This window comes from Streptomyces sp. WAC 04229 (genome assembly GCF_003947455.1).
Taxonomy (GTDB): Bacteria; Actinomycetota; Actinomycetes; order Streptomycetales; family Streptomycetaceae; genus Streptomyces.
Genome location: NZ_QHJH01000291.1, coordinates 1 through 5,863, shown reverse-complemented (window position 1 = coordinate 5,863; position 5,863 = coordinate 1). Strand labels below are relative to the sequence as shown.

Here is a 5,863-nt window from a genome sequence, read left to right as displayed (position 1 = left end):
GTCCGGGTCGGACGCGGCTGGGGCGGTCCCGGTCCCCCGGGCGGGCACGACCGGGGCGGACCCGGTGTCCCCTCCCGGCGCGGCCTCCGCGGCTCCGGTCTCCGGGAGGGGCGTGGCCTCGGCCGAGGCCACCCCGGGATCCGGTTCCCGCGCGGGGGCGCTGGCGGTCGCGGTCGGCGCGGAGCCCCGAGTCCGCTCGGCGGGGGCCGCCGGACCGCCGGAGGCGCCGGGGCCGCTCAGAATGTCCTGGGGGATGAGCATCAGCACGCCCGTGCCACCGCGCGCCGACGGCCGGAAGGACACCTTCAGGCCGTACTTGGCCGACAGCCGGCCCACGACCGCGAGGCCGAGCCGGGTGCCGGTCAGGCCACCGAGCCCGGCGGCATCGCCGGCCACCGCCTGCTGGGCCCGGCGCAGCTGCACGTCGCCCATCACGAGTCCGCTGTCCTCCACGGAGACGATCGCCCCGGCCGGCACCGCCTCCACGTAGACGTGGACCTCGGCGGTGGGCGGCGAGAAGTTCGCCGCGTTGTCGAGGAGTTCGGCCAGGGCGTGCATGACGCCCTCGGCGGCGTGCCCGGCGACCGCGGTGTCACTGGCGGAGTGCACCCGCACCCGCTGGTACCCGGCGATGCGTCCCATGGCGCCGCGGAGAATGGACTCCATGCCGATCGGCCGCGCCCAACGGCGTCCGGAGCGCGCCCCCGTGAGGACGGCTATGGAGTCCGCGAGCCGGCCCGCCTGCGCGGTGCGGTGGTCGAGGTGGAGCAGGTCGGCGAGGACGTCCTCGTCACCGTGCCGCTCCTCCATGGCGCGCAGGTCCGCGAGCATCCCGGTGGCCAGCGCCTGCATCCGGCCGGCCGCGTTGGCGGTCGCGGAGACGGCGGCGGCACGTTCGCCGCGCGCCCGGTCCAGCCGCGACCGCAGCCGGCCGGTCTCCTCGGTGAGCCGCGCGACCTCCTGCGCGTGCTGCTCGGCCAGCCGGATCCGCTCCTGCTCGAAACCGGCGGCGAGTTGTTCCCGCTCACGGTCGAACCCGTCCAGCAGACCGCTGCGTTCACGGTCGGCCTGGGCGACGAGGTCGGCCTGCTCGCGGTCGGCCTCCGCCCGCAGTCGCTCCCGCTCCTGCCGGGCGCGCTCGGACAGCTGCCCTCGCTCCTGGGCGAGGGCTCCCGCCTCCGCGCGGGCGGCGTCCAGCAGCCGGCGCGTGGCCCGCTCCCGACGGACGGCGTGTACGGCCACGGTCACGGCGACACAGAGCAGGATCGCCGCCGCGCTCGCGCCCAGGCCGAGCGGAAGGCGTACCGAGGAGGGCGCCGCGGCGACGGCGCCGGCGACGGCGAGCGCCGACACCACGGCGCAGGGCAGGGCAACAGCCACCAGGGTGCGGGGAGCGGATCGGTCGCCGGGGCGGGCGGGCGCGGTCATCAATCGGGTCCTCGCCAGGCCGCCGGAGCGGCCCTCGTGTCGTCCAACGGGGCGCGTGCGAGCAGGGGGTAGTCACACACCACTCAACGGACGATCACTATACGAGAGTTCGTGATCGAAACGAGAGGAAGTCGGTCAATCTTTGCTCATGCGTGCGCACGATGCTCAGGGAAGGGTCCCCGACTCACAGACGCGGGCCGCGAGATCGCGCAGTTTGACGTTGTTGTCCTGCGAGTACCGGCGCAGGGTGGCGAAGGCCTGCTCTTCGGTGAGGTGGTGGCTGCCCATGAGGATGCCCATGGCCTCGCCGATGGTGTGCCGGGTGCCGATGGCCTCCTGCAACTGGGCGTGCGTACGGGCGGTGGAGAAGGCGACCGCCGCGTGCGAGGCCAGCAGCCAGCCCGCCGTCTCGTCGGCCTCGGTGAAGGCGCCGGGCCGGTAGGAGTAGAGGTTCAGCGCCCCGAGCTCCTCGTCCCTGGTGAACAGCAGGAAACCCATCATGCTGCCGAGGTTCAGCCTGCGCGCCTCGGGGACGTACTTGGGCCAGCGTCGCGCCTCGTCGCGGAAGTCGGCGATCCGGTACTGCCGCTGCCCGTCCGCCGTGCGGGCCGCGTCGAAGCACGGCCCCTCACCGACCCGCTCCTGGAGCGCGTCACTCTCCTCGACCACCTGGTCGGTGGGGGCGAGCGACCGCACCTGGCGCCCACGCAGGATGAGTATGCCCGCGGCGTCGCAGCCGTCCACCAGTTCCGTGGCCGAGCCGGTGATCCGCTCCAATGTCTCGTTCACCGACTCCTGGGCCAGCAGATCGCGGGCCAAGGACGCCATCTGTTGCGCGAACCCGCGCCAGTCCATGCCGTCACCTCCCTCGCTTCCTCGCTTCCGGAGCGAGTGCCCGCAGAGGGAGGGAAGCAACAGCGGAAGCCCCCCCATGCATCTTGATTCGTGCTACATCTAAATGCATCATGCGCCCGCCACCTTCCTCCTCGCCATCCCGGTCCTGGCCTGCGGCCACCGGCTGCTGCGCGAGGCCGAGGCGGGCGCCGGCGACGGCGAACCGGTGACCCCGTCGCCCACCCCCGTGCGGACCGGCACCCCGGCCACCGCGCACCCCGTCATCGTCGCCGTCGGCGCCCACGACCGGGCCGGCGTCATCGTCGACAGCGCGGCCCGCCTCGCCCGCGACACCGGCAGTCCGCTGGAGGTCGTCCACGTGCGTCTGACCGCCGTGGTGGAGGAACAGGACGCCGACACCGAGACCGAGGAGGAGGCCCGGCGGGCGGTCACCGCCCACCTCGACCGGCTGAGCACCCTCGGTGTCGCCGCCACCGGTCGGGTCCTGAGCGGCGTCGGCGACCGCGCCGCCGCCGGTCGCGCCCTGGCCCGGCACGCGGCCGAGGCCGGGGCCGGTACGGTCGCCGTCGGCCGTTCACCGCGCGGCCCGCTGGAGCAGTTCGCCGACGGCAGTTTCACCAGCGCCCTCACCCACGCCGCCACCTGCACCGTCGTCCTCGTCGTCCTCGTCGACCCGGACGACGCCCCGCGCCCCCTGACCGCGCGGTCACTGACGGAACTGCGCGCCGAGGCCTGAGCCGTGCGGCCGTCCCCGCTTCAGTCTCCGCCGGGCAGCAGCCGGTCGGCCTCGCTCGACGGCTGCACGCGCATGCCGGGACGCCGCCGGTGCACGGTCAGGTACGTCACCCCGTCCGGGCCGGCGACGACGCCCCGGGCCGAACCGTGGGGCAGCCAGGTCAGGACGCCCGTGTGCAGGGGGTGGTCGCCGTCGGCGCCGACCAGGGAGGCCGCGCCGTCGAGGACGAGCAGCAGGACGTCGAGGTCCGGTTCGGTGTGCGTGCCGACCCGTCCCGCCGCGGGGAGGCGGACGACGTTGGCGTCGAGTTGCCGCCCCGGCTCCGCCAGTCGCCACAGGGCGCCGGTGGCCGCCTCGTCGCCGGGCGACAGCAGGCGCGCGGTGTCGCACAGGACCCGGGGGAGGGGAGGGCCGGGTGCCGGTGCGGGGGAGCCGTCTTCGTGCCCTGCCATCAGCGGTCACCGCGCCTTCCACGCCCGGTGACGCGTGCCACAGGGCCATAGCCGTCAATAAACACGAATCCATTATGCGTATTTGATAGCGTCACGGCTGTGCGGCTGACGAAGTTCACCGACCTGGCGCTGCGTTCCGTCATGCGCCTGGCGGTCGTGAGAGACGGCGACGACCCGCTGACCACCCGCGAGGTGGCCGACGCGATGGGCGTGCCGTACACGCACGCGGCGAAGGCCGTCACCCGGCTCCAGCACCTCGGAGTGGTCGAGGCGCGGCGCGGTCGCGGCGGCGGGCTGGTGCTGACCGGCACGGGGCGCGACGCCTCGGTCGGCCGGCTGGTGCGGGAGCTCGAAGGGGACGGTGAAGTCGTCGCCTGCGAAGGCGATCCGCCGTGCCCGCTGCGGACGGCCTGCCGGCTGCGGGCCGCGCTGCGCGACGCCCAGGAGGCGTTCTACGCCGCGCTCGACCCGCTGACCGTCGCCGACCTGGTGGCCTCGCCCACCGGCCCGGTGCTCGTCGGCCTCTCGGACCGCCCCTCCGGCTGACGGGCGCGCGCCCGCGGCGGCGCACACCCGTGACCTAAAACACGAATATCATCTACCAATTAAGGAGCCGCCGTGCTCTCCGAACAGTCCGTCCCCGTGGTCCGCGCGACCCTGCCCGCCGTCGGAGCGGCCATCGGCGACATCACCGAGCTGTTCTACCGGAAGCTGTTCGACGCCCACCCCGAGCTGCTCCGGGACCTGTTCAACCGCGGCAACCAGGCGGGCGGGGAGCAGCAGCGGGCCCTGGCCGGCTCCATCGCCGCGTTCGCCGGCCTGCTGCTGGAGAACCCCGACGCCCGGCCCGACGTCATGCTGTCCCGGATCGCGCACAAGCACGCCTCCCTCGGCATCACCTCCGGCCAGTACAAGACCGTCCACCGCCATCTGTTCGCCGCGATCGGCGACGTCCTCGGCGACGCCGTGACCCCCGAGGTCGCCGCCGCCTGGGACGAGGTCTACTGGCTGATGGCCAACGCGCTGGTGGCCGCCGAGGCCCGTCTCTACGCGGAGGCCGGCGTGGCCGAGGGCGACGTGTGGCGCCGGATGGAGATCGTCGAACGGCGCGAGGAGGGCCCCGACGCGCTCAGCCTCGTCCTGCGGCCCGCCGACGACCGCCCCGCGGCTCCCTTCCGCCCGGGCCAGTACGTGAGCGTCCGCTCCGAACTGCCCGACGGCTCCCGGCAGATCCGCCAGTACAGCCTGTCCTCCGCACCCGGCCGCACCGGACTGCGCATCACCGTCAAACACGTGCACGGCGACGGGCGGCCGGACGGCGAGGTCTCCTCCTGGCTGCACGCGCACGCCCGCGAGGGCGACGTACTCGCCGTCTCCGCACCCTTCGGGGACCTCGCCCTCGCCGAGGACGACGGACCGCTGCTGCTCGCCTCCGCCGGCATCGGCGTCACCCCCGTGCTGGCCATGCTCGACCACTTGGCCGCGACCGGCGTCACCCGGCCGGTCACCGTCGTGCACGCCGACCGCACCCCCGCCCACCACGCCCACCGCCGGGAACAGCGCGACCTGGTCCGCGCGCTGCCCGACGCCCGGCTGCACCTGTTCTACGAGGAGCCCGGCGAGGCGGCACCGGAGGCGACGGCCGGTCTCGTCGACCTCGCGGGAGTCGAACTGCCCCCGGGGCTCACGGCCTACCTGTGCGGCCCGGTGCCGTTCATGCGCGCCGTCCGCGGCGACCTGCTGCGCCGGGGGGTGCCCGCCGAGGCCGTCCACTACGAGGTCTTCGGACCGGACCTCTGGCGCGGACGCTCGTAGCGGACGCCGGCCCCACGCGCACCGGCGCGGCGGAATCGCGTGCGGACGTTAGGCCGCAGCGGTGAACGCGGTCGTGATGGCGGTGTCGACGCGGGCGTGCACCACCAGTCGGGTACCGGAGGTGTCCGCGTTGTTCTCCAGCAGCCGCCGGACCGGCGCGCTGTGGGTGACCACGGACATCAGGACGCCGAGCCGGCCGCACCACTGATGGGCCCGGAGTACGGCGCTGACCGCCGCGTGGCCGTCGGCCCCGTCGGTCAGCACGATGACGACGGGGGTCGGCTGATGGGCGTCGACCAGGTTGGTGATGTGCGTGGTCAGCGTGGCCCGCCCGTCGATTCCCGGGTCCTGGTCCACCGTGATGACCAGGACCCCATGCTCCAGGGTGTGGGACAGCATCGCGGCCTCCGATCCGTCGCCTGGCGGCGAAGTTGTGTTCAGTGAAGGTCCCCCGAACCGGGTCCGCAACGCACCCCGAAACCACAACGCACCCGGCACCGCTCCGGCCGCACCGCCGCTGAGTACGATCGTCCGGTCCGCCCGGACCCCCGCCCCGCCACCTCGAGGAGCCCCGACC

At 74.3% G+C, this 5,863-nt stretch carries 6 protein-coding genes and 1 pseudogene; 3 read left to right on the top strand and 4 right to left on the bottom strand.

Features of this window, described 5'->3' with window-relative positions; all coding sequences use genetic code 11:
- The coding region (locus DMH12_RS36620) for an ATP-binding protein (protein WP_125495611.1) at positions 1-1,428 on the bottom strand (1,428 nt) is incomplete at its 3' end.
- 165 nt (positions 1,429-1,593) lie between these two features.
- Entirely contained in the window at positions 1,594-2,283 is a 690-nt protein-coding gene (locus DMH12_RS36615) for a GAF and ANTAR domain-containing protein (RefSeq protein WP_125495610.1), read from the bottom strand.
- A 118-nt stretch (positions 2,284-2,401) separates the two neighbouring features.
- Here DMH12_RS36615 and DMH12_RS36610 point away from each other — a divergent pair.
- Positions 2,402-3,019, top strand: a pseudogene (locus tag DMH12_RS36610) (universal stress protein); the annotation flags it as partial.
- A gap of 20 nt (positions 3,020-3,039) precedes the next feature.
- On the opposite strand, the gene DMH12_RS36605 reads toward DMH12_RS36610, so the two are convergent.
- On the bottom strand, positions 3,040-3,471 hold the full coding sequence (locus DMH12_RS36605; RefSeq protein WP_125495608.1) for a hypothetical protein: 432 nt from the start codon (positions 3,469-3,471) through the stop codon (positions 3,040-3,042).
- Positions 3,472-3,570: 99 nt separating this feature from the next.
- On the opposite strand from DMH12_RS36605, the gene nsrR reads away from it, so the two are divergent.
- On the top strand, positions 3,571-4,017 hold the full coding sequence (nsrR, locus tag DMH12_RS36600; protein WP_125495607.1) for a nitric oxide-sensing transcriptional repressor NsrR: 447 nt from the start codon (positions 3,571-3,573) through the stop codon (positions 4,015-4,017).
- A 72-nt stretch (positions 4,018-4,089) separates the two neighbouring features.
- Positions 4,090-5,286, top strand: a complete 1,197-nt coding sequence (locus tag DMH12_RS36595) for a globin domain-containing protein (RefSeq protein ID WP_125495606.1) — start codon at positions 4,090-4,092, stop codon at positions 5,284-5,286.
- A 48-nt stretch (positions 5,287-5,334) separates the two neighbouring features.
- Here the strand turns inward: DMH12_RS36595 and DMH12_RS36590 are convergent, their stop codons facing one another.
- Positions 5,335-5,685 carry a hypothetical protein gene (locus tag DMH12_RS36590; RefSeq protein ID WP_122617737.1) on the bottom strand — a complete coding sequence of 117 codons (351 nt, stop codon included), beginning with the start codon at positions 5,683-5,685 and terminating at the stop codon, positions 5,335-5,337.
- Positions 5,686-5,863: the final 178 nt, after the last annotated feature.

What these genes read in the sequence shown, in the direction of transcription:
- DMH12_RS36590 (WP_122617737.1), bottom strand. Translation starts at nt 5,685, where the DNA reads ATGCTGTCCCACACCCTGGAGCATGGGGTCCTGGTCATCACGGTGGAC.
- DMH12_RS36605 (WP_125495608.1), bottom strand. Translation starts at nt 3,471, where the DNA reads ATGGCAGGGCACGAAGACGGCTCCCCCGCACCGGCACCCGGCCCTCCC.
- DMH12_RS36615 (WP_125495610.1), bottom strand. Translation starts at nt 2,283, where the DNA reads ATGGACTGGCGCGGGTTCGCGCAACAGATGGCGTCCTTGGCCCGCGAT.